This is a genomic window from Zavarzinia sp. CC-PAN008 (assembly GCF_051903925.1).
In the GTDB taxonomy this organism is placed as follows: Bacteria; Pseudomonadota; Alphaproteobacteria; order Zavarziniales; family Zavarziniaceae.
In genome coordinates this window covers 1235803-1257606 of record NZ_CP173678.1, presented here as the reverse complement: position 1 = coordinate 1257606, position 21804 = coordinate 1235803, and the positions used below count along the sequence as shown (strand labels likewise).

Genomic DNA, 21804 nt, shown 5'->3' with positions numbered 1-21804 from the left:
TGTATAAGAATTTTTCCACTAAAATCTTGTTTAATTGATGCCCCCGCGGGAGGCGACCCGCCTCTATTCGACCGACCAGGCGAGGGTGGCGGTGTCGGTCGGGTCGGTGGAGGTGACGGTGAAGGAGGCCTGGTCGATCACCACGACGCTCAGGGTGCCGCGCAGGGTTCCCCCGGCAGGAATCAGGTGGACCTGGCTCTGCAGCGGACTGATCGCGCCGCCTCCCCCGGATGCAGCCTTGACCGCGCGGACGGCCTTGGTGGCGACGTTCGCCTTGCCCGCCACAAGCGTCATCGTTCCCGACCGGGGCGCTCCCCTGGTCCAGGTGATGCGGCGCAGGGCCGGGGGAGCCACGGCCTCCGTGCCGGGGACCGAGGCCCAGTACTGGTAGTTGCCGCTGAGGTCGCAATCCTCGACCGTCACCTGGCCGAAGCCGGTCGCGGCCAGGCCGCGCAGGGCCATCGCCTGCCGCCGGCCGTCGCGCGCCAGGGCGACGCCCGAGACCAGCAGCGGGCCGGCCGGATGGACCGGCGTGGCCGGATACTGGATGCCGATGCCCGAGCCCTTGCCGTTTTCCTCCACGCGGCCGCCCGTGATCCGGCCTCCATTGGTGGCGATGCCGCCCAGGCCGTTGCCGACGCATTCGGCGTCGCTGATCACGGTGTCCATGGCGCCGTTGTTGATGCCGAAGCGGCCATTGCCGGTTGCGACCAGGCGCTCGATCACCGTGCCGCGCAGGCTGCGGCCGGCGTTCGTCGCGATCTTCACCCCATCGCTCACCGCCTTGCGACCGCCGACATAGCGGCAGTTGCGATGGGTGACGAAGCTGGTGCGGACCTGGCCGCCATTGTCGCCATGGCCCTCCGACACGCAGGAATCGAAGGTGATGCGGCGCCCCACCTCGTGCGTGTCAAAGGCCGACAGAGTCGACTCGCGGCTGACCACACCGAAGAAGCCCAGGTCGACCGGCTCGCCATAAGTGCCGTTTGCGCCGACGGACACGGCATGGCGGGCGCCCACGAACGTGCCCCCCTTCAGCGTGATGTCGCGGCAGGCACGGTCGACGGCGACGCCATACCAGCCGATCTGCGTCATGACCGGCTCGTTGATCACCGCGTCGACCACGTCGCCCAGGATGATCCCGTCGCGTCCGCTCGATTCCTTGCCGTCCATGTCGCGCGTGTGCTCAAGGCGGGCACCATCGATCCGGACATGCGCGGCAAAGGCCAGCGAGATGCCGCGCCCGCCGCGCTTGGCATCCATGCTGCCCCAGCGGAATCCCTCGATCGTGATGTTCTCCAGGAAGCTGGCGAAGGCGCCCAGCTTTGCCCCGTCGGCCACGGCATAGTCATAGAACAGGGCGCTGTCGAAATGGACGGTGCCACCCTCCACGGCGGCGATCCGCACGATCTGGCCGCATGTCTTGCCGGCGTCGTTGGGCACGTCGGGCAGCGGACGCTCGCTGGCGATGCGGCACCATTGGCCGGCCGCCAGGCCCGCCGCATCGGCGACGCGGACGGACGTGCCGCCTGCCGCCGCGTCGGCGGCCAGGGAGAGATAGGTGTCGACATCCCGCCCCGACCACTGGATGCCCCCGGCCGCCACGCTGAACGGCACCAGCTGCAGGTCGCCGTCGAAAATGATGCGGATATTGCTGTGCGGCACGGTCAGGGGGCCGGTCGCAACGGTCCCGCCGCCGCTGAAGACGACCTCGCGCTGGCTGCCGCCCTGCATGCGCTGGTTGGCCGAGGCGGCGAGCATGGCGTTGATGCGCGCCGCCTGGTCGGTGGCGCCGCCATCGGCCACGATGCCGAAGTCGGTGCTGCGCAACAGGCCTGCCCCCGCCTGTCCTCCGTCCTGCGCGCCCGCCCGCCCGGCCTTCACGCCCAGGCCCGCCGCCCCGCCCAGGATCAGCCCGCCCAGATCACGCCGGGTCCAGGATCGACGATCGACCATGCCACGCCTCCACATGGACCACACCGACGGTCCGTGCGCACGATCCCACGGATCGCAGCGCGGGCCGAGGGGGCAGCGTTCAGAAGTGGACGCCCGCCTGGAAAGGCCCGTGGCGGATCGACGCGGCGATCAGGTAGGCAGTCGACCAGCCGATCAGGAGGAAGCCGTTGATCCCCTCCATGGCCCCCAGCAGGCGCCAGTCGTGGAGCAGGACGACGTCGCCATAGCCGACCGTGGCAAAGGTCGAGACCGAAAAATAGAGCGCGTCCTCTACCCGGGAAAACGCCCCGATCGCCAGGAACACCGCCGCCCAGAGCCAGACTTCCAGCGTGTGCAGCCCGAACAGGCCCAGCACCGTGCCGATCATTGACAGGGTGCGGCCGGCATCGTGGCGGTGCAGGCGCAACCGCTCGTTCACGGCCTGGGCGACGCGGGTCAGGATGACCATTCCCGACGTGTGGATGACGACGGTTCCCGCGATGACGCAGGTCCCCAGCAGCAGGTTGATCAGCATCGGCCATCCATCAGCGGCAAGGGGCGCCCCGCCCGGGCCGGGGACGCCGCACGATCAGTGTGGACCGATTGCGGGCGCCCGGTTTGCCCAGGATCAATCGCCGTCCCGCGTCAGCCCGCTGCCGCCCGGTCGCCCAATGTCCGGTCGCTCTGTGTCTGGCCATGCAGTAGTCCGGACAGGCGCTCGATCTCACGCCAGAAGCCGGCGACCGTGTCCTCCACGATCTGGGCCGCGGGCAGGATCGCATGGATCAGGCCTGCCGATTCGCCGGCCGAACCCATCGCCTTGCCCAGGTCGCCGCCGACATAGAGGTTGTCGATCGAGCTTTGCGGGTGCAGCGGCTCGACCCGGCCGCTGGCAATGCCCTCGCTCAGGTCGTTGCGCAGCACGCGGATGATGGCGCGCCCGCCCATGGGTACCGTCAGGCTGCCGCTGGCGCCGGCATCGACGATGCCCTGCTTGTAGTTGACGTGGACCGGGCTTTCCGCGGAGCAGACAAAGCGCGTGCCCATGGCGACCCCCTCCGCCCCCAGGGCAAAGGCGGCGGCCATGCCGCGGCCGTCGACGATGCCGCCCGCCGCCACGATGGGCAGGTCGACCCGCTCGCGCACGGCCTGCAGCAGGGCAAAGCTGTGCACGGCATCGGCGCCACGCACGCCGCCACTCTCCCCACCCTCGACCACCAGTCCGTCGACGCCGGCATCCTGAGCCTTCAGTGCGCCTTCCAGCGTCGCCACCTGGTGATAGACGATCACGCCTGCGTCCTTGATGCGCTGGACGTGGCGCCGCGGGTCCCCGGCGGAGGTGGTGACGAAGCCGACACGGCCGTCCAGCGCCCAGTCGAGCACGGCACGCTCGACCTCTGGCCGGTCCTTGATGAACTTGATCGCGATGTTGATGGCAAAGGGCTGGTCGGTCGCGGCGCGGATCGCGGCGTATTCCTCGGCCACGACGGGAAAGCCGCTGCTCGTCTCCAGCACCCCCATGGCCCCTGCCGCAGACACCGCGGACACCAGCGGCGCGCGCGCAATCCAGCTCATCGGCGATTGCAGGATGGGGTAGCGCGAGCCGGTATGGCGGACGACGCGATTGCCCGCGAACGCGGGGCGGCTGACTGGCGACATGGTCCTGGGCTTTCCATCCATCTTCTTGATGCCAGGAATAGAACGCCGTTTTGCCCGCCACTCAACCACAACCGCGTCGGCGGCGCCTGGATCAGGTTGACCGGATCAGGTCGCCTGCAGCGCGCGGCGCATCAACACGGCCAGGTACTTGTCGAACTCTGTGGCCAGCGCCATCAGATCACCCTCCCGGCCGACAACGGCATGGGGAACCAGCGTCACGGCCGGCATGACCTGTCCCAGTTCAACCAGGCTGCGCTTCATGTGTCCCACGCCCGTCACCACCAGGACCGAGCGATAGCCCCGCTCCCGCGCCCAGCGGGCCGTTTCCCGGGCATTGCCGATCGTATCGCGCGCCGCATGATCCAGGTCGACGCAGCAGGCGAACAGGCGGGCGGCGCCGCGCGTGGTGCGCTGGATGTCGGCCATGGTCGTTTCCGGGTTCACGCCCGAAATCAGCAGCCGCGTCCCCCGTCCCTGGCCTAGCAGGTCGAGCGCGGCATCCAGGCGACCCGGCCCGCCGGTCAGGACAACAATGCCGTCGGCCCGGTCGGCGGCGGTGCCTGAGGGGGGCAGCGTTGCAAGGAAGACCAGGAATCCCCCGGCCCAGACCAGGATCGACGCCACGACAAGGCGGATGAGCAGGCTGATGGTGCGCACCCCGCGGGACCCGCTCAACGCCCGTCCAGGAGAGCGGACACCGCCGCCCCCAGGTCGTCGTGCACCGCCACGGGCAGGACATGCGGCGGCAGTCCCCGGGCCTGGGTCTGTGCCCCCTGCCCGCTGCGCACCAGGATGCGCCGCACGCCGAGCCGGGCCGCAGCCTCCAGGTCGCGCAGCGTGTCGCCGATCATCATGGCCTCCGCCGGCGTGCTGCGGAAGCGGCGCAGCGCCTCGCTCAGCATGCCAGGCTCTGGCTTGCGCCGGGGCCCCGCGGCCCAGGGAGGGTCGGGGCAGTGATAGATCGCGTCCAGCCGCCCGCCCGCCTGCCGCACCAGGGCGTTCAGGCGTTCGTGGATGCGGCCCAGCATGGCCTCGTCGATGATGCCCTTGCCGACACAGGCCTGGTTGGTGACGACGGCCGTCAGGTGGCCAGCCTGGCTCAGCCGGGCGACGGCCTCCAGCGCGCCGGGCAGCGGCACCAGCTGGTCGGGGGTGCGGACATAGTCCGTGCGGTCCTCCACCAGCACCCCGTCGCGGTCGAGCAGGACCAGCATCACGCCGACCGGATCAGGACAGGCGGCCCAACTGGCCGCGTACGGTCAGGCCGGCGGACAGGGTGGTCAGCGCCGCGACCAGGACGGGCAGCATCAGGAAGGTCAGGATCTGGCCGATGCCGGGCGTCAGGTCGGGCAGGAATCCGGCCTCCACGTCGCCCCGCAGCAGCACCAGCAGGCCATAGGCCAGGATCGCGAGGACCAGCCCGGCCAGGCCGCCCTTCAGGCCCAGCACCAGGTATTGCCGTTCGAACTGGTGGGCCACGAAGGAATCCTGGGCACCGACCAGGTGCATCACCTCGACCACCGATTCATTGGCGGCCAGTCCCGCCCGCGTGGCCAGGACCACCGTCGCGACCAGCGCGCCCAGGACCAGGACGACGACGCCCAGGGCGATGAACTGCGCCGTCCGGGTCAGGACGACCAGCCCATGCAGCCATTCCTTCGGATCCTCCAGCCGGGCATTGGGCGCGCGATCGGCCAGCGTCTTGCGCAGGGCCGGCATGTCGGGCGGGTTCAGGACGTCGATCCGCACCTCGATCAGGCGGGGCAGGGGCAGGTCGGGCGGCACGTTGCCGGCGCCAAGCCAAGGCTCCAGCAGAGCCTCCAGCACGGGCCGCGCCATGGGTGCCGCCTGGACGATGCCGGGCGTCTGCTTCAGCGTCTCCAGCGCCGCCGCCATCTCGGCCTCGGCACTGGCGTCATCCAGGGCCGGGATCTGTACCGTCAGGTCGCCACCCAGCTCGTCCGACCACGTGGCCAGCGCGGCGTTCAGGGTGAACAGGCCACCGATCGCGATGGCCGCCAGCAGGACCATGACGGCAATCACCGCCGGCAGCAGCCGTGTCGCCAGGCGGTCCTGCGGCAGCAGGGAGGCATCGCTCATGACAGGCCCCCATCGGTTCTCTCTGCCCGCTCGGCACTCTGCTCGGGGTTCGGCGGGGGCGGGATGTCGGGCACGTCCTCGACCGCGGCCAGGGCCGGCGGCTGGCCGGCGGCGCGGGCGCCGAGCGGCCGGGCACCGCGCAGGCGCGGGCCCACCAGTTCGCCCTCGTCCAGGCGCAGCACCCGCGTGTCATAGCGGTTGATCAGCGCGGCGTCGTGGGTCGCCAGGACGATTGTCGTGCCGATCCGGTTCAGCTCCACGAACAGGTGCATCAGCCGCTCGCCCATCTCGGGATCCACGCTGGCCGTGGGCTCGTCCGCGATCAGCAGCTCGGGCCGGTTGATCACCGCGCGGGCGATGGCCAGGCGCTGCTTCTCGCCGCCCGACAGGGCCGAGGGGCGGGCCCTCAGCCGCTCGCCCAGCCCGACCCAGTTCAGCAGCTCGACCACATTCTCGCGCGCCTGGGCATCGCTTTGCCCGGCGACGCGCAGCGGCAGGGCCACGTTGTCATAGGCGCTGAGATGTTCCAGCAGGCGGAACTCCTGAAAGACCACACCGATCCGCCGGCGAAAGCCGGGCAGGTCGTTGCGCGGGACCTGGGACAGGTCATGGCCGAACAGCTCGATCAACCCGCGGGACGGGCGATGCGCCAGGTACAGCAGCTTGAGCAGGGAGGATTTGCCGGCCCCGCTCGGACCCGTCACGAACGTGAACGAGCCTGGCTCGAGCGTGAAGCTGATGTCCCGCAAGACTTCGTCGGCCTGGCCATATCGCATGCCGACGTTCTCGAAACGCACCACCAACCGTCACCTTGATTGCGGGCGCGCACAGGCGCCCTTGATCGTCGTGGCCGGAATCCCGGCCGCCCCGTCCGGGCGCCGCAGCGGCGAATCCCGGACAACCATCGGGTCGAGGGTGGCACGGCGCCCCGGGAAGGTCCACCATCCCGGGCGCACCGATCACGCGCAGGGCAATCGCATCGCCATGGCCGATCTCTACGATCCGTCGATCTATGACGCCGGGCAGGCCGTGCCCAGCTACTGGGAAGCAACCGCCGGCCCCCCGGTGGACGAGGCGACCCCCCTGGCCGGTGACGCCACCTGCGACGTGGCCGTGATCGGGGGCGGCTATACGGGCCTGTCGTGCGCGCTTCATCTGGCCCGCGACCACGGCATCGACGTGGCCGTGCTCGAGGCGGGGCCGATCGGCTGGGGCGCATCGGGCCGCAATGGTGGCTTCTGCGTGCGCGGCTCGACCAAGCTGGGCTGGGACGCGATCATCGCCAAGTTCGGCCTGGACGAGGCGCGGCGGTTCAGCGACGCGCAGACCGAGTCCGTCGCGCTGGTGCGGACGCTGGGCGAGCAGGAGGGCATCGACTTCGACGCGACCGAGGCGGGGGAGTGGGAGATCGCCCACCGCCCCAGCCGCATGACGGGCCTGGCGGCGGAGCGCGAGGCGCTGGCCCGCGATTTCGGGCTGGGCAGCACCCTGGTCGATCGCGCCGGCTTCGTCACCCGGGCCTATCGCGGGCCGGAAGCGCATGGCGGCCTGCTTTATCCCGACGGCTTCGGCCTGCATCCGCTGAAGTACGTGAAGGGCCTTGCCCGTGCGGCGCTGCGCCACGGCGCCCGCGTCCATGGCCGCAGCCGTGTGCTGCGCTGGGACAAGGTGGGCACACTGCACCACCTGGCCACCGCCGGGGGCACGCTGAAGGCGCGGCGGGTCGTCATGGCCACGGCCGGCTTCACGCCAGAGGCATTGCATCCGGCGTTCGAGGCCGTCTTGCTGCCGGTGCTGACCAACATCATCGTCACGCGGCCGCTGACCCAGGCCGAGCTGGACGCCCACGCCTTCCGCAGCCGGCAGGTGATGTTCGACACCCGCAACCTGCTGTTCTATTTCCGCCTGCTGCCCGACAACCGCTTCCTGTTCGGCTCGCGCGGCGGCCTCAGCGCGGCACCGTCGGCGGCCCAGCGCAAGCAGGGCTGGATGACCCGGCGCCTGTACCAGCAGTTCCCCGCCTGGAAGGGGGTGGAGATCACGCACTTCTGGCGTGGCCTGACCGACCTTTCCTATGACCTGCTGCCGCACATGGGCCGGCTGGCCGAGGATTCGAGCGTCTCCTATGCGCTCGCCTATCATGGCAACGGCGTCGCCATGGCGACCTGGTGCGGGCGTCACCTGGCGCAGGACATCGCCGGACGCAACGACCCCAGCGGCGGCTTTGGCCCCGCGCCCATGAGCCAGCCGCTGAAGCGCTTCCCGGCTGCTGCCCTGCGCGGCGTGTACCTGGCCGCGGCCTATGCCGGCTACACGGTGAAGGACGCGCTGTAGCCCCGCTGGCGCCGGATCGCGCGTCGGGTCCGGCTCAGTCCTTGTCGCCCGAGCCGGTCACGGCGCCGGTGTGTTCCTTGCGGCCGGCGCCCGTGCCCTGGCGGCCCTGGGGCGGCGTGGGAACGGGGATCTGGCCGTGCTCGCCATCGTCCGCCCCGCGCGCGCCCTGCGCCGGTCCGTCCGGCCCGCGTCCGCTGCGGGCACCCTGCTGCTTGTCCGTGTCGGCCATTATCGTCGCTTTCGGTTGGATCGTCTGACCCGTCCAATGGCGCCGGCCGCGAATTGTTCAACGCGACGCGGAAATCCTCAGGCTGCCGCGCTTGGCCTCGCCTTCATGCGGTCGTAATGGCCGGCCACCCAGGACAGCGCGCGCGGGAAGTTCAGGCCCAACCCCTCGAAGAAGTCGATGAACACGAACAGGTGAATGTCGGCCAGGGTCAGGCGGTTGCCGCAGACGAAGGTGCGGCCCGCCATCTCGGCATCGAACCAGGCCAGCTTCTCATGCGCCACGGCCATGCAGATCTCCCACATCTCGGGCGGCAGCATGGTTTTGTAGTTGAAGCGCGAATACAGGTCGCGGATGGGCCCCGCCTGGACGACGCAGGCCTCCGTCATCCGCTCCACGTATTTCAGGTCGATCCAGCGCGTCCATTGCCGCGCCTCGGCCCGGTCCTCGGGCGTGGCGCCGATCAGGGCCGGCGCGGGATGCAACTCCTCCAGGTACTCGCAGATCGGCAGGATCTCGCAGATCACCCGGCCGTCGTCGAGTTGCAGTGCCGGCACCTGGCCGGTGCGGTTGATCTCGGTGACATAGGGGGGCTTGCGGTTCTCGCCGCGGTTCAGGTCCAGCGGCCGCAGCGGCAGGGCGATGCCCTTCTCCGCCGCAAACATCCGCACGACGCGCGGATTGGGCGCGTCGTGATAGTCATAGAACAGCATGGCGTCCCCCGGTCGTTCTGAGCGGGACCGTCTTGGGCGCGGTCCCCGGACGCAGTATGGCGCCAAGCCACCGACGGCCGCAGCTTCAATCCCCGTCGACCCCGCTCCTGGATGGGAGCGAGGGCTGGATCAGGCGGCGCTGGCCAGGGGCAGCGGCATGGCCTGCCGCAGCAGGGCCTCCATCCGCTGGGGATCGACGGGACGGGAATAGAGATAGCCCTGCCCCCGCTCGCAACCCCATGCGGTCAGCAGGTCCGCCTGCGCGGCGGTCTCGACCCCCTCGACCGTGATGGTCAAGCGCAGGGCCTGGGCCATGGCGATGATCGCCTTCACGATTGCCGTGTCCTCCGCCTCGTGCCCAATGCCGTCGACGAACGAGCGGTCGATCTTGATGACGTCCAGCGGCAGGCGCTTCAGATAGGCCAGTGACGAATAGCCGGTCCCGAAATCGTCGACCGCCAGGCGCACGCCCAGCGCCTTCAACGCATTCAGCGTCGTGATCGTCGCCTCCGCGTCGTTCATCATCGCCGTCTCGGTGATCTCGACCTTCAGGCATTCCGCGGGCAGGCCGGCCTGGGCCAGGGCCCGCTCCACATCGGCCAGCAGCGTCGCCTGGCGGAACTGCAGGGGCGACAGGTTGACCCCCACGACAAGCGGCGCGGTACGATCGGCCAGGCCGTTCCAGGCGGCGACCTGGCGGCAGGCCTGCTCCATGACCCAGCGGCCAATGGGCACGATCAGGCCCGTTGCCTCCGCCAACGGAATGAAGCTCACGGGCGAGACCAGGCCCCGCGTGGGGTGCTGCCAGCGGACCAGCGCCTCGACCTCGACGATCTCGCCGCTCTCCAGCGCCACGATCGGCTGGTAGACCACGCGCAGCTCGTCGCGCTCGATCGCATGGCGCAGGTCGGCCTCCAGGCTCAGCCGGCCAGGGCCGTCGACCTCCATCGACGGCTCGAACAGCACGCAGACCTCGCCGCCCAATGCCTTGGCATGGTCCATGGCGACGTTGGCATTGCGCAGCAGGCCCTCCGGCCCCTCCTGCCCGCTATCGCTGATGGCGATGCCTATCGCGGGCGCGATTGCCAGTTCGTGCCCTTCGAACTCCAGCGGCTGCGACAGGTGCAGGCGCAGCAGCTCGCCCTTCAACAGGGCGGCCTCGCGGCCCATCCGCTCGACCAGAACGACGAACTGGTCGCCGGCCAGGCGCGCCACCGTGCTCTCCGGCCGTACCCGCTCGCGCAGGCGGCGCGCGATGGCGCACAGGACCCGGTCGCCAGAGGCATGGCCCAGGCTGACATTCACCTTCTTGAAGTCCTGCAGGTCGATCATGATCGCGAGAACGCTGCCCTCGTGCCGGGCGGCGCGGACCAGCGCCTGGCCGGCGCGGTCCAGCAGCAGGGCGCGGTTGGGCAGGCCGGTCAGCGCGTCGTAGAACGCCTGCTGCGTCAGCTGGCGGGTCAGGGCGCGGTGGGTGGTGACGTCCTTGGCCGTGATCACGATGCCGGCCACCGCGGGGACCTGGACTTGGTTCGTCACCACCAGGACGCAGTCGCGTACCTGGCCGTCGCCGCCCTGGATGCGGACCTCGACCTCGCGCTGGGTCTCGGGCTCGGCCGCGACTTGGGCCCACACCTCCTCCAGCGCCGGCCGGTCGTCGGCCAGCACCAGGCTGGCGAAGGGCTGGCGCAGCAGCGCCTCGCCAGCGGTGGCCCAGGCGCTGTCGGCGGCGGGACCCACATAGGTGATGGCGCCGTCAGGAGTGCAGATCAGGATCACGTCCGAGGTGTTCTGCGCCAGGGCGCGGAAGCGCTGCTCGCCGTGCCGCGCGGCGACGGCTTCGCGTTCCAGGCTGGCACGGGCGGTGCGTTCCAGCGCGCGCGCCATGCGCCAGCTCAGCCCGATAGTGCCCAGCCCGATCGCCAGGATCAGCGGCGTGGCCAGCAGGGCCTGTCGCTGCAGCCGCTCCAGGCCATGCAGCTCGCGCAATGCGGCACCAAGCGACGCCTGGGCCAAGCTATAGACGGCATCATGCAGGGTGCCGAACCGGGCATCCAGTTCCAGGTCGTGGATCGCGGTTGCCAGGGCCGGCCGGCCATTGTCGACCGCGGCAAAAAGCCGGTCCATGGACGCCCGGTAATCGCGCAGCAGCCCGTCCACCCGATCCAGGTCGGCGGTGTCGGTATCCCCGGCGCGCGCCTTCCGCAGCAGGTCGGCCAATTGGGTTGTGGCCGCAGCGTATTCGGCTCGGATCGCCTGGGCGGGGCTGCGCCAGTATTCGTAGCCCAGCGCCTCCAGCTCCGTCACCTCGGCATGGGCCTGCTGCATGATCCAGCTGTGCTCCGCCCGCCGGTGGACCGTCAGCCCGACGCGATAGGTCGACAGCATCGCCAGCAGGCTGATCCCGCCCAGCACCAGGAGCACCGCGGTCAGGGTCGTGGCCGCCAGGCGCAGCGACGCCGGTTGCCGCATTGCGCGGGGCGCCGTGGGATCGAGGCCGTGCCCGGCCCCCGCCGCCAATCGCATGGTAAACCCCGTCCAGCTCTACTGGTTCAGACTAGGCTCTATTTGTCGACATTATAAGTGAATGAACTGCTAATCCCGCTGGATGTCACAGGTCGCACCAGTTCGGCTCAAGATTGAGGCAAATGCGACCCGGCGCCCGCACCGCGGGCACCGGGCCGGCCGTGCGCTCAGGCCCGGATGAACGCCAGCAAGTCGGCGTTGATGACGTCGGCATTGACGGTGCACATGCCGTGGCTGAAACCGGGATAGGTCTTCAGCGTGCCGTTGCGCAGGTGGGTGATGGCCAGCCTGGCGGAATCGTCGATCGGCACGATCTGGTCGTCCTCGCCGTGCAGGACCAGGGTCGGCACGGTCATGGCCTTCAGGTCGTCGGTGAAGTCCGTCTCGGAAAAGGCCTTGATGCCGTCATAGTGCGCCTTGGCACCGCCCTGCATGCCCTGGCGCCACCAGTTCTGGATGACGCCCTGGCTGACCTGTGCGCCGTCCCGGTTGAAGCCGTAGAATGGCCCGCTGGCAACATCCAGGTAGAACTGCGCGCGATTTGCGGCCAGCGCCGCGCGGAAGCCGTCGAAAACCTCGATCGGCAGGCCGCCGGGATTGGCGGGCGTCTTCACCATGATCGGGGGAACGGCGCCGATCAGCACGGCCTTGGCGACCCGGTCCTGGGGCTGGCCATGCCGGGCGACATAGTGCGCGACTTCGCCCCCGCCGGTGGAATGGCCCACATGGACCGCGCCCCGCAGGTCCAGGTGCGCGAACACCGCCGCCGCATCGGCGGCATAATGGTCCATGTCGTGGCCGTCGCCGACCTGGGCCGATCGGCCATGGCCGCGCCGGTCGTGCGCCACGACGCGGAAGCCCTGGTTGACAAGGAACAACATCTGGGCGTCCCAGTCGTCCGCCGACAGGGGCCAGCCATGGTGGAAGACGACGGGTTGAGCCGACTTTGGCCCCCAGTCCTTGTAGAAGATCTCGACGCCGTCGCTGGTGGTGACGAATGCCATGCGCGCTGCCTCCGATGAAGGACCGTGGACGGCGCATTCTCCGCCTGCGCCGTGACAATTTCCATCGTGCAAGCGGCCGCGCGCGGCAGGACGGCGACCGCGTCGCCCCCCCGCCACGACGCCTGGGCGTCAGTCGCCCAGGATCATCCCCTCCATCGTGCCCTTCTCCCGCCATTCGGCCAGGAGCGCGTTGAACGCGTTGATGCCCGGCGCATAGGTTTCGGCATTCAGGCCGCCGCTGGCCCGGCCCTCGTTGTTGTAGTAGCCGGGGGTGCAGGCCTCGAAATAGGCGCGGGTGTCGATCGACAGCTTGCGGATCGTCTCGACCCAGGCGGCCTGCGCCTCGGGTGCGGGCTCGACCGTGCGGGCGCCGCGCTTCTGCGCCTCGCGGATGATGTAGGCGATGTGGCGGGCCTGGTCGTCGAACATGGCGGTCATGTTGACCGACAGGCCGTTCTGCGAGATCCCGATATAGAACCAGTTGGGGAAGTTGCAGGTCGAGAAGCCATGCAGCGTCTTATACCCATCGCTCCAGTAGTCGTAGAGGGACTGGCCGCCCTTGCCGCGAATGTCGAAGCCGATCCGCCGGCGGAACTCGGTCGAGATCTCGAACCCGCTGGCATAGATGATGCAGTCGACTTCGTATTCCTGGCCGTTGGCGACCACGCCCTTTTCCGTGATGCGGTCCACACCTTTCGATTCCGCCACGTCGACCAGGGTGACGTTGGGCCGGTTGAAGGTCGGCAGGTAGTCGTCGTTGAAGGTGGGGCGCTTGCAGAACTGGCGGTACCAGGGCTTCAGCGCTTCGGCCGCCGACGGGTTCTCGACCGTCTCGTCCACCCGGGCGCGGATCTCGTTCATCTTGACGAAATCGGCGATCTCGGCCCGCTTCGCGATGTCCTCTGGGGACACGGCCCCCTTTTCCTGCCCGAAGGGTGAGGCGGCAAGGCGGCGGAACACGTCGGTCCAGCCGTCATTGACCAGGTCCTCCTCGAACGGCTGGCCGGTCACGATGGCGGCAAAGTTCTCCCGGCGCGCCCGCTGCCAGCCGGGCTGCAGCGTCTTGGCCCATTCATAGTCCGTCGGCTTGTTGCCGCGATGATCGACAGACGACGGCGTGCGCTGGAAGACGTAGAGGTGCTTGGCGTGGCGTCCCAGGTGGGGGATGCACTGGATTGCGGTCGCACCCGTGCCGATGATCGCCACCCGCTTGTCGGCCAGCTTGTGCAGGTTTCCGGTCGTGTCGCCGCCGGTATAGCCATAGTCCCAGCGGCTGGTGTGGAAGCTGTGGCCCTTATAGGTCTCGATGCCCGGGATGCCCGGCAGCTTGGCCCGGCTGGCGGTGCCCAGCGCCATGACGACGAAGCGGGCCTTCATGTCGTCGTCGCGGTTGGTGGCGATGCGCCAGCGCTTCAGCTCCTCGTCCCAGCGGATCGAGCGGACGCGGGTCTGGAAGCAGGTGATGTCATAGAGCTTGTATTCGCGGCCGATGCGCTGCGAGTGCTCGAAGATCTCGGTGACGTAGGAGTACTTCTCCTTGGGGATGTAGCCCAGTTCCTCCAGCAGCGGCAGGTAGCAATAGCTTTCGATATCGCACTGCGCACCCGGATAGCGGTTCCAGTACCAGGTGCCGCCGAAGTCGCCGCCCGCCTCGATGATGCGGATGTCGTTGACGCCTGCCTCGCGCAGGCGCGCCGCCGCCAGCATGCCGGAGAAGCCCCCGCCGATGATGACGACCTCGACCTCGTCCGTCAGGGGTGCCCGCGTGAAGCCCGGCTCCACATAGGGGTCCTCGTCCGAATAGCGGGCATAGGCGCCGGACAGTTCGACGTACTGTGCCTCGCCATCCTTGCGCAGGCGCTTGTCCCGCTCGCGGGCGTAGCGCTCGCGCAGTGCCGCAGGATCGAAGTCCAGGTTCTCGTCGATCGGCGCCACCTTGTCCATCTCCACTCCCTTTTCGGCTTGCGCCCCGCACGGCCTGAAACCGGGGGGTTGACGTTGCGGCACCCTAGGTCCAGCGCCAGCCTAGATCAATGTTCTAGCCCGCACGGCCCCTGGCGCACGTCCGCCATTGCCGAACCTGACCGTTCATACTACGTATTTTCCACTAGGTATCTCACCGGGGCTGACGATCGTCAGGAATAGACCGAAAACTGTCCCGTCAGCCGTTGCGTGGGGGGAGGAAACAATGATCGCTTTTGTCGAGCGCGCCATCGCTTTCGGCCACGAAGCGGACTTCTCTGGCCGGTCCGGAGCCTTGTGTACGCGACAGGTCGTCAACGGCGTGGCCCGCACCTCCTGGCGCCATGTCCAGGACATCGGGCAGGCCGCGGCGGCGCTGCACGCGGCGCACCCGGCGCTTCAGGTCTCCGCCGTGCTCGAGAATTCGGACAAGGACGACCGCGTGGCGGCCTGGGCCGGGACGGCGGGACCGCTGGCCGCCTGGCTGGCCGCGGCCTGAAGCGCCTGCGACTGCTGATGCGTGCTCAGGCGGCGGCGCGGACTGGCGCTGCGCTGCCGGCGGGGGTGGGCCCCGCCTTGCGGAACGCCATCGTGCCGTCCGCGACCCGGCCCAGGCGCAGGGCCAGCAGGTCGAACGTGTAGTTCTGCCGCAATTGCCAGGGGCGCCGCGCGCCCTGCCGCGGCAGGTGGGCGATTGCCCGTTGCACATAACCGGACGCGAAGTCGAGGAAGGGCAGTTCCGCCACGCTGGGGTCGCGTTCCGGCACGGCGATGGGTGTCGCCTTGGCCTCCATGTGAGCCAGCAGGCGGCAGGTGAATTCCGAGACCAGGTCGGCCTTCAGCGTCCAGGACGCATTGGTGTAGCCGAAGACATAGACCAGGTTCGGCACGTCCGAGAACATGCAGCCCTTGTAGTTCATGGTCCGGGCCGGCTCGACCGGACGGCCGTCGACGGCCAGGGCGATGTCGCCCATCAGGTTCAGCTTCAGGCCCGTCGCCGTCACCACCACGTCCGCGGCCAGCTCCTGCCCGGATGCCAGGCGGATGCCGCCGGGGGTGAAGCGCTCGATCGTGTCGGTCACGACGCTGGCCCGCCCATCGCGGATCGCGCGGAACATGTCGGCGTCCGGCACCAGGCACAGGCGCTGGTCCCAGGGGTTGTAGGCGGGCGTGAAGTCGCGCTCGACATTGGCGACGCTGCCGACCTGCTTGCGAACCAGGTCGAGCAGGTTGCGCTTCACCGCCTGGGGCCGGCTGCGCGCCAGCTTGTAGAAGAACTGGCCCATCAGGATGTTCTTCCAGCGCGTCAGGCCATAGGCGAGGCGCGACGGGAGGCGCCGCTTCAGCGCCTCCGCAATGCCGTCGACCGAGGGGCGCGAGACGATATAGGTGGGCGAGCGCTGCAGCATCGTCACGTGCGCCGCGGTCTCTGCCATGGTCGGGACCAGGGTGACGGCCGTCGCCCCGCTGCCGATCACCACGACGCGCTTGGCCTTGTAGTCCAGGTCCTTGGGCCAGAACTGGGGATGGACGATGGATCCCGCGAACGTCTCCTCCCCCGCCCAGGTCGGGCGGTGGCCCTGGTCATAGGAATAATAGCCGACCCCCAGGACCAGGAAATTGGTGCTGAAGGACTGGAGCGAGCCGCCGCAGTCAACCTGCAGCGTCCAGCGCGCGGTGGCGGACGACCAGTCGGCGCGCACCACCTTGTGGCCATAGCGGATGTGGTGGTCGAGCCCGCGCTCGCGCGCCGTCTCGGCGATATAGGCCTTGATCGACGGACCGTCGGCGATCGCCTTGGCCGCGGTCCATGGCTTGAAGCGGTAGCCAAGCGTGTACATGTCGCTGTCGGAGCGGATGCCGGGATAGCGGAACAGGTCCCAGGTGCCGCCCAGGTCGGCCCGCCCCTCGAGAATGGCGAAGGTCTTTCGCGGCAGGCGGTCCTGCAGGTGGGCCGCCATGCCGATCCCCGACAGGCCGGCCCCGATGATGAGCACGTCGAAGTGCCGGGTCGCCTCAAGCCCTGCCTGTTGCTGTGCCGCCATGCCTGGACCACTCCGCCTGCTCTATGCGGACCTTCTCTCCGCAGATGACTGACAAAATGTCATGAATGGCGTTCGGAGGCCAGACTGATTTTTCGTCAGCGAGTCGGGGCCTTGACCGGGAGCGGGGCGGCCATGGACGCTGGCGCCATGACACGCTGCCTCTTCCTGCCCGGTGCCGGGGGCTCTGCCCTGTTCTGGCAGAGCGTGGCCGACCGCCTGCCCGGCGCTTGGCCCAAGCATCGCTTCGCCTGGCCCGGCCTGGGGGACGAGCCGCACGACCCCCGCGTGCAGAGCCTGGACGACCTGGTCGGCCTGGTGACGGCAGCGCTGGATGCGGCGGACGCGCCGTGCGATGTGCTGGCCCAGTCGATGGGCGGCGTGGTCGCGATCCGCGCCTGCCTGGCGCGGCCTGGGCGGGTGCGGCGGCTGGTCCTGACCGCCACGTCCGGCGGGATCGACGTGGGCGCGCTGGGGGCCGAGGACTGGCGCCCCGCCTATCGCGCCGCCTATCCGCAGGCCGCCGCATGGATCATGACGGCGCGTGCCGACCACAGTGCCGAGATCGGCACGCTGGACCTGCCGGTCCTGCTGCTGTGGGGCGATGCCGACCCGATCAGCCCGGTCGCTGTGGGGGAGCGCCTGTGCCACCTGCTGCCCGATGCGCGGCTGGTCGTCATTCCCGGCGCCGACCATTCCTTTGTCGAGACGCACGCGGCGCAGGTGGCGGAGCTGGTCGGGGAATTTCTGGAGGCAGACTGAGGCGCCGTCGCATTTCCCCCTCCCCCGTCGCTTGCGATGGGGGAGGGTTGGGGTGGGGGCGGTATCCCACATTCGGGACCGCGGCGCAGGCTTTGACGGCACGACACCGCCCCCACCCCACCCTCCCCCACGCTTCGCACAGGGGAGGGCCTGATCAGCGCGGCGCGAGGCCGTTGCGGAAGAGCCTGGTGAATTCGGTTGCGATCTGGTCGGGGTCGGCGGGGCCGCCGGGTTCGTACCAGAAGGTGATCCAGTTCAACGCGCCAAAGATGGCAAAGGCCGCCAGCTTGGGGTCGCAGGGCGCGATGGAGCCATCCTTCATCCCCTCCTCAAGGAAGGCGCGGAGCAGGTGGTCGGTCTGGCGCAGGCCGGCGCGGAAATGGGCGATGCCTGCCTCCTCGTCGCTGGAGCGGAAGCTGGCGATCAGCACCTTGCCATAGTCGCTGGAAATGGTCTCCGCATAGGCGCGGATGAACATCTCGATCTTCTCAAGTCCATGACGGCCTTGGTCCTCAGCCTGCTGCATCGCGGCGGCGATGCCGTCGCGCGTGCGCGTCCGGCATTCCTCAAGGATCTCGCTCTTGTTCTCGACATAATAGTAGAGCGTCGGCTTGGTGACGTTGAGCGCTTCGGCAATCGCGTTCAGCGTCGTGTTCTCGTAGCCCTTTTCCTGGAACAGACGGGCTGCGGTCGCGATCACGGCCTCGCGCTTCTGCTGGAACTCGCCGTCGCGGCGCTTGCGGGGGCCCGGCCACGGGCTGTTCGGCGGGTTCGAGGTCGAATCGGTCATGGCGGATCCTAGTGGCCGGTACACGGTCGCCACCATAGCGCAAGACGCCGCGAACAGCCCCTTGATTCTATCGACCGGGCGGTAGATAGTCCCATTCAAGAAACGCCGGGCATGCAGGACCCGGCAAACTGGCTCCGGGTGAGACAGGTGGGAACGGGGGGAGACGCGATGCCGGCGGACGCACATCCGGAGCAGTCATCGGGCGCCGCGCCCACGGCCAGCGCGCTGCCGACGCAGGGCGGCGCCGGTGCCATGCCGATGGGGATCCTGCCCGGCTATCACGCCAGGCGCGATCCCAGGGCAGCCATGCTGACGCACGAGGACATCGTGCTGACGCGCGAAGCGTTCGAGGCGCAGGCCAATCGCCGGGCGCGCCAGTTGCAGGCGCTGGGCGTGAAACAGGGCGACTTCGTCACCATCGCCCTGCCCAACGGGCCCGAGTTCTACCTGACGACCTTCGCCATCTGGAAGCTGGGCGCCGTGCCCAACGTGGTGTCGTCCAAGCTGCCCGATGTGGAGCTGCGCGCCATCGTCGACCTGGTGCGGCCGCGCCTGGTGGTCGGCCCCGACCCGTCGCGCCTGCCGGGCCAGGCGGTGCTGCCCGCGGGCAGCATGCCGGCCGGCGACCTGTCGGCCGAAGCGCTGGAGCCGGTAGTCCCGCCGCACTGGAAGGCGATGACCAGCGGTGGCTCGACCGGGCGGCCCAAAGTGATCGTGGACCACATGCCGGGCGTCTGGGACCCCGCGGGCGGCCTGCTGATGCAGCAGGCGGACGCGACCGTGCTGAACCCGGGGCCGCTCTATCACAACGCGCCGTTCAGCGGCATGCACCTCTCGCTCTGCGCCGGCTGCCACGTCATCGACATGCCCAAGTTCGATGCGGCCAAGGCGCTGGAACTGATCGCGCGGCACAAGGTGTCGTGGGTCAATTTCGTGCCCACGATGATGCACCGCATCTGGCGCCTGCCGGTCGAGGAGCGGACCCGCCACGACCTGTCGGCGCTGCGCACCGTGTTCCACATGGCGGCCCCCTGCCCGCCCTGGCTGAAGGAAGCCTGGATCGAGTGGCTGGGGCCGGAGCGGATCTTCGAGCTCTATGGCGGGACGGAAGCGCAAGGGGCGACCGTCATCACCGGCACCGAGTGGCTGCAGCGCCGCGGCTCCGTCGGCAGGATCCAGGGCACGTCGCGCATGCGCATCCTGGACGAGAACGGCAATCCATGCGCCCCCGGCGTGGTGGGGGAGGTCTATTTCCTGCCCGAGGCCGGGCGCAATGCGACCTACCATTACCTGGGGGCGGAGGCACGGGCGCAAGGCGACTGGGAGTCGATCGGCGATCTGGGCTACATGGACGCCGACGGCTACCTGTTCCTGGTGGAGCGGCGCACCGACCTGGTCCTGTCGGGCGGCGCCAACATCTACCCGGCCGAAGTCGAGGCGGCGCTGGATGCGCATCCGGACGTCAATTCCTCGATCGTTATCGGCCTGCCGGACGAGGACCTGGGCCAGCGGGTCCATGCCATCGTCCAGCTGCGCGAGGCCGCCCGCAGCCGCACCACGGACGATGACCTGCGTGCGTTCCTGGCCGGCCAGCTCGCCCGCTACAAGATCCCGCGCAGCTTCGAGTTCGTGGACGACTTTTTGCGCGACGACGCCGGCAAGGCGCGCCGCAGCGCCCTGCGCGACGAACGCATCGCCGCGATGAAGAGCCCCTGAGGATGTCCGGGCCATGTCACCCGATGCTTCGAGACGCGGCCCGTGGGGCCGCTCCTCAGCATGACGACGTTGTTTTTATTCAGGAAAGCCCATCTGTCGTCATCCTGAGGAGGGCCGAAGGCCCGTCTCGAAGGATGCCGGCGCAAACCTCCGATAAGCGGGCCCCCATTTGGGGCCAGATCACGGGAGAACAGGCATGAGCAATCGTCCGATCGTGGCCGGCGTCGGCATGATCCCCTTCACCAAGCCGGGACAGAGCGAGTCCTATGACGTCATGGGTGCCACCGCCGCCCGTGCGGCGCTGGACGATGCCGGCATCCCCTATGCGGACGTGGGCCAGGCCTATGTCGGCTATGTCTATGGCGATTCGACCTGCGGCCAGTCGGCCCTGTACGAGGTGGGCCTGTCGGGCATTCCCATCGTCAACGTGAACAACAACTGCTCGACCGGCTCGACGGCGCTGTTCCTGGCGCGCCAGGCGGTGGAGGCGGGCGTGGTCGACGTCGCCCTGGCGCTGGGCTTCGAGATGATGAATCCCGGCGCCCTGTCCAGCGTGTTCCGCGACCGCAAGCCGCCCATGGGCATGCATCACGCGGTCATGAAGGAAGCGCAGGGCTTCAGCAAGGATGCGCCCGGTGCCGCCCAGTACTTCGGCGGTGCGGGCCGCGAATATGCCGCGAAGCACGGCACAAAGGACGAGACCTTTGCCAAGATCTCGGAAAAGGCGCGGGCGCACGCCGCCAACAACCCCTTCGCCATCTTTCGCGACCCCCTGACTGTCGAGGAGATCATGGCCTCCAAGCACATTTTCGGGCCGCTGACCCGCTACCAGTGCTGCCCGCCGACCTGTGGTGCTGCCGCGGCGGTGATCGTCTCCGCGGCTTACGCCCGAAAGCATGGCCTGAAGGGTGTGGAGATCCTGGGCCAGGCGATGACCAGCGACGTGCCCCAGGCGTTCGAGGGCAATTCGATGATCCGCGTCATCGGCTATGACATGGCCAAGCTCGCTGCGGACAAGGTCTATGCCCAGGCGGGCCTGGGGCCGAAGGACGTCGACGTGGTCGAGCTGCACGACTGCTTCACCGCGAACGAGCTCCTGACCTATGAGGCGCTGGGCCTGGCCGCCGAGGGCGATGCCGAGCGCTTCATCTGGGACGGCGACAACACCTATGGCGGGCAGGTCGTGACCAACCCGTCCGGCGGCCTGCTGTCCAAGGGCCACCCGCTGGGGGCGACGGGGCTGGCCCAGTGCACCGAACTGGTCTGGCAGCTGCGCGGGACCGCCGACAAGCGCCAGGTGGAGGGGGCCAAGGTGGCGCTCCAGCACAATCTGGGCCTGGGCGGTGCCTGCGTCGTGACCATGTACGGCAACGCCACCTGAAGTAGCGCCAGGGCGTGGCTGCACCGTCGCGCCAGCATCCTTCGAGACGGGCCTGCGGCCCTCCTCAGGATGACGCCCGTGGGAAACGAAATCCCTCCTCCCACGGCGTCATGCTGAGGAGCCCCGCAGGGGCGTCTCGAAGCATCCGAAACGACGTCGACGCAGGCATCGACTCGCGTCGTCGACCAATAGACATCAGGGAGAGCCCATGATCGACAAGAAGTACATCGGGACCAAGTTCCCGTCGAAGACGGTGGAGGTGGAGAAGCACATGATCCGCTTCTTCGCCTCCGCCATCGGCGAGACCAACCCGATCCATTCGGACGAGGCGGCGGCGAAGGCGGCCGGCTATCGCAGCCTGGTGGCGCCGCCCACCTTTCCGTTCTGCCTCAACTCCCTGGCGTCGGGCGAAGGCCTGAACGTCTACAAGGAGATGGGCGTCAACGTCGCGCGCGTGCTGCACGGCGAGCAGGGCTTCGAGTATTTCGAGCCGATCTGCGCCGGCGACGTGCTGCGCTTCGAGGGCAGCGTCACCGATATCTATGACAAGAAGGGCGGCGCGCTCGACTTCATCACGACCGAAACGGAAGTCATCAACCAGGCCGGCAAGACGGTCGCGCGCATGCGCGGCGTCACCGTGGTCCGGAACTGAGG

General features: G+C 69.0%; 20 protein-coding genes. 6 read left to right on the top strand and 14 right to left on the bottom strand.

Translation table 11 applies throughout. The features are described 5' to 3' along the window. Nucleotides 1-63: 63 nt before the first annotated feature. From ACI6GS_RS06055 to ftsE, 7 genes are all read right to left on the bottom strand, one after another. Nucleotides 64-1956, bottom strand: a complete 1893-nt coding sequence (locus ACI6GS_RS06055) for a hypothetical protein (RefSeq protein ID WP_439816888.1) — start codon at nt 1954-1956, stop codon at nt 64-66. Between the two features lie 79 nt (nt 1957-2035). Beyond that, nucleotides 2036-2470 carry a potassium channel family protein gene (locus ACI6GS_RS06050; RefSeq protein ID WP_439816887.1) on the bottom strand — a complete coding sequence of 145 codons (435 nt, stop codon included), beginning with the start codon at nt 2468-2470 and terminating at the stop codon, nt 2036-2038. Nucleotides 2471-2580: 110 nt separating this feature from the next. Continuing rightward, nucleotides 2581-3594 carry an NAD(P)H-dependent flavin oxidoreductase gene (locus ACI6GS_RS06045; RefSeq protein WP_439816886.1) on the bottom strand — a complete coding sequence of 338 codons (1014 nt, stop codon included), beginning with the start codon at nt 3592-3594 and terminating at the stop codon, nt 2581-2583. 105 nt (nt 3595-3699) lie between these two features. Next, nucleotides 3700-4269, bottom strand: coding sequence for a YdcF family protein (locus tag ACI6GS_RS06040; RefSeq protein WP_439816885.1), 570 nt, complete (start codon nt 4267-4269; stop codon nt 3700-3702). Then, nucleotides 4266-4808: a D-glycero-alpha-D-manno-heptose-1,7-bisphosphate 7-phosphatase gene (locus tag ACI6GS_RS06035; RefSeq protein WP_439817935.1), complete on the bottom strand. Its 543-nt coding sequence runs from the start codon at nt 4806-4808 to the stop codon at nt 4266-4268. Before ACI6GS_RS06035 ends, ACI6GS_RS06040 begins: the two co-directional genes overlap by 4 nt. Before the next feature lie 13 nt (nt 4809-4821). Next, the gene (locus ACI6GS_RS06030; protein ID WP_439816884.1) at nt 4822-5694 is read right to left on the bottom strand and encodes a cell division protein FtsX; all 873 of its coding nucleotides are present in this window, start codon (nt 5692-5694) and stop codon (nt 4822-4824) included. Continuing rightward, entirely contained in the window at nt 5691-6494 is an 804-nt protein-coding gene (gene ftsE, locus ACI6GS_RS06025) for a cell division ATP-binding protein FtsE (RefSeq protein ID WP_439816883.1), read from the bottom strand. Before ftsE ends, ACI6GS_RS06030 begins: the two co-directional genes overlap by 4 nt. Before the next feature lie 115 nt (nt 6495-6609). Here ftsE and ACI6GS_RS06020 point away from each other — a divergent pair, with 115 nt between their 5' ends. Beyond that, nucleotides 6610-8028: an NAD(P)/FAD-dependent oxidoreductase gene (locus ACI6GS_RS06020; RefSeq protein ID WP_439816882.1), complete on the top strand. Its 1419-nt coding sequence runs from the start codon at nt 6610-6612 to the stop codon at nt 8026-8028. A gap of 34 nt (nt 8029-8062) precedes the next feature. Here ACI6GS_RS06020 and ACI6GS_RS06015 read toward each other — a convergent pair whose 3' ends face one another. The 5 genes from ACI6GS_RS06015 to ACI6GS_RS05995 all read right to left on the bottom strand — a co-directional run bounded on the left by ACI6GS_RS06015 (nt 8063) and on the right by ACI6GS_RS05995 (nt 14441). Beyond that, a complete protein-coding gene (locus ACI6GS_RS06015; RefSeq protein WP_439816881.1) occupies nt 8063-8257 on the bottom strand; it encodes a hypothetical protein in 195 nt (64 codons plus the stop codon). Nucleotides 8258-8334: 77 nt separating this feature from the next. Further along, a complete protein-coding gene (locus ACI6GS_RS06010) occupies nt 8335-8967 on the bottom strand; it encodes a glutathione S-transferase family protein (protein ID WP_439816880.1) in 633 nt (210 codons plus the stop codon). Between the two features lie 129 nt (nt 8968-9096). Next, nucleotides 9097-11439 (bottom strand): putative bifunctional diguanylate cyclase/phosphodiesterase, encoded by a 2343-nt coding sequence (locus ACI6GS_RS06005; protein ID WP_439816879.1) that lies wholly within the window; start codon nt 11437-11439, stop codon nt 9097-9099. Between the two features lie 221 nt (nt 11440-11660). Further along, nucleotides 11661-12497 (bottom strand): alpha/beta fold hydrolase, encoded by an 837-nt coding sequence (locus ACI6GS_RS06000; RefSeq protein WP_439816878.1) that lies wholly within the window; start codon nt 12495-12497, stop codon nt 11661-11663. 129 nt (nt 12498-12626) lie between these two features. Further along, nucleotides 12627-14441, bottom strand: coding sequence for a flavin-containing monooxygenase (locus tag ACI6GS_RS05995; protein WP_439816877.1), 1815 nt, complete (start codon nt 14439-14441; stop codon nt 12627-12629). Between the two features lie 244 nt (nt 14442-14685). Here ACI6GS_RS05995 and ACI6GS_RS05990 point away from each other — a divergent pair, with 244 nt between their 5' ends. Beyond that, nucleotides 14686-14958, top strand: coding sequence for a hypothetical protein (locus tag ACI6GS_RS05990; protein ID WP_439816876.1), 273 nt, complete (start codon nt 14686-14688; stop codon nt 14956-14958). Between the two features lie 25 nt (nt 14959-14983). Here the strand turns inward: ACI6GS_RS05990 and ACI6GS_RS05985 are convergent, their stop codons facing one another. Then, complete coding sequence (locus ACI6GS_RS05985; RefSeq protein ID WP_439816875.1) at nt 14984-16504, bottom strand: flavin-containing monooxygenase; 1521 nt, start codon at nt 16502-16504, stop codon at nt 14984-14986. 147 nt (nt 16505-16651) lie between these two features. On the opposite strand from ACI6GS_RS05985, the gene ACI6GS_RS05980 reads away from it, so the two are divergent. After that, nucleotides 16652-17263, top strand: a complete 612-nt coding sequence (locus ACI6GS_RS05980) for an alpha/beta fold hydrolase (protein ID WP_439816874.1) — start codon at nt 16652-16654, stop codon at nt 17261-17263. Nucleotides 17264-17417: 154 nt separating this feature from the next. Here ACI6GS_RS05980 and ACI6GS_RS05975 read toward each other — a convergent pair whose 3' ends face one another. Further along, nucleotides 17418-18053, bottom strand: a complete 636-nt coding sequence (locus tag ACI6GS_RS05975; protein ID WP_439816873.1) for a TetR/AcrR family transcriptional regulator — start codon at nt 18051-18053, stop codon at nt 17418-17420. A 168-nt stretch (nt 18054-18221) separates the two neighbouring features. Between ACI6GS_RS05975 and ACI6GS_RS05970 the strand changes: the two genes are divergently transcribed. The 3 genes from ACI6GS_RS05970 (at nt 18222) to ACI6GS_RS05960 (ending at nt 21802) form a co-directional block, all read left to right on the top strand. Continuing rightward, nucleotides 18222-19769, top strand: coding sequence for an AMP-binding protein (locus ACI6GS_RS05970; protein ID WP_439816872.1), 1548 nt, complete (start codon nt 18222-18224; stop codon nt 19767-19769). Between the two features lie 196 nt (nt 19770-19965). Beyond that, entirely contained in the window at nt 19966-21150 is a 1185-nt protein-coding gene (locus ACI6GS_RS05965) for a lipid-transfer protein (protein ID WP_439816871.1), read from the top strand. A gap of 208 nt (nt 21151-21358) precedes the next feature. Then, on the top strand, nt 21359-21802 hold the full coding sequence (locus ACI6GS_RS05960; protein WP_439816870.1) for a MaoC family dehydratase N-terminal domain-containing protein: 444 nt from the start codon (nt 21359-21361) through the stop codon (nt 21800-21802). Nucleotides 21803-21804 lie beyond the last annotated feature (2 nt).

Coding starts and splice junctions, on each gene's coding strand:
- ACI6GS_RS06055 (WP_439816888.1), bottom strand. CDS start 1,956: ATGGTCGATCGTCGATCCTGGACCCGGCGTGATCTGGGCGGGCTGATC.
- ACI6GS_RS06050 (WP_439816887.1), bottom strand. CDS start 2,470: ATGCTGATCAACCTGCTGCTGGGGACCTGCGTCATCGCGGGAACCGTC.
- ACI6GS_RS06045 (WP_439816886.1), bottom strand. CDS start 3,594: ATGTCGCCAGTCAGCCGCCCCGCGTTCGCGGGCAATCGCGTCGTCCGC.
- ACI6GS_RS06035 (WP_439817935.1), bottom strand. CDS start 4,808: ATGCTGGTCCTGCTCGACCGCGACGGGGTGCTGGTGGAGGACCGCACG.
- ACI6GS_RS06030 (WP_439816884.1), bottom strand. CDS start 5,694: ATGAGCGATGCCTCCCTGCTGCCGCAGGACCGCCTGGCGACACGGCTG.
- ACI6GS_RS06015 (WP_439816881.1), bottom strand. CDS start 8,257: ATGGCCGACACGGACAAGCAGCAGGGTGCCCGCAGCGGACGCGGGCCG.
- ACI6GS_RS06010 (WP_439816880.1), bottom strand. CDS start 8,967: ATGCTGTTCTATGACTATCACGACGCGCCCAATCCGCGCGTCGTGCGG.
- ACI6GS_RS06005 (WP_439816879.1), bottom strand. CDS start 11,439: ATGCGGCAACCGGCGTCGCTGCGCCTGGCGGCCACGACCCTGACCGCG.
- ACI6GS_RS06000 (WP_439816878.1), bottom strand. CDS start 12,497: ATGGCATTCGTCACCACCAGCGACGGCGTCGAGATCTTCTACAAGGAC.
- ACI6GS_RS05995 (WP_439816877.1), bottom strand. CDS start 14,441: ATGGACAAGGTGGCGCCGATCGACGAGAACCTGGACTTCGATCCTGCG.
- ACI6GS_RS05990 (WP_439816876.1), top strand. CDS start 14,686: ATGATCGCTTTTGTCGAGCGCGCCATCGCTTTCGGCCACGAAGCGGAC.
- ACI6GS_RS05985 (WP_439816875.1), bottom strand. CDS start 16,504: ATGGCGGCACAGCAACAGGCAGGGCTTGAGGCGACCCGGCACTTCGAC.
- ACI6GS_RS05980 (WP_439816874.1), top strand. CDS start 16,652: ATGACACGCTGCCTCTTCCTGCCCGGTGCCGGGGGCTCTGCCCTGTTC.
- ACI6GS_RS05975 (WP_439816873.1), bottom strand. CDS start 18,053: ATGACCGATTCGACCTCGAACCCGCCGAACAGCCCGTGGCCGGGCCCC.
- ACI6GS_RS05970 (WP_439816872.1), top strand. CDS start 18,222: ATGCCGGCGGACGCACATCCGGAGCAGTCATCGGGCGCCGCGCCCACG.
- ACI6GS_RS05965 (WP_439816871.1), top strand. CDS start 19,966: ATGAGCAATCGTCCGATCGTGGCCGGCGTCGGCATGATCCCCTTCACC.
- ACI6GS_RS05960 (WP_439816870.1), top strand. CDS start 21,359: ATGATCGACAAGAAGTACATCGGGACCAAGTTCCCGTCGAAGACGGTG.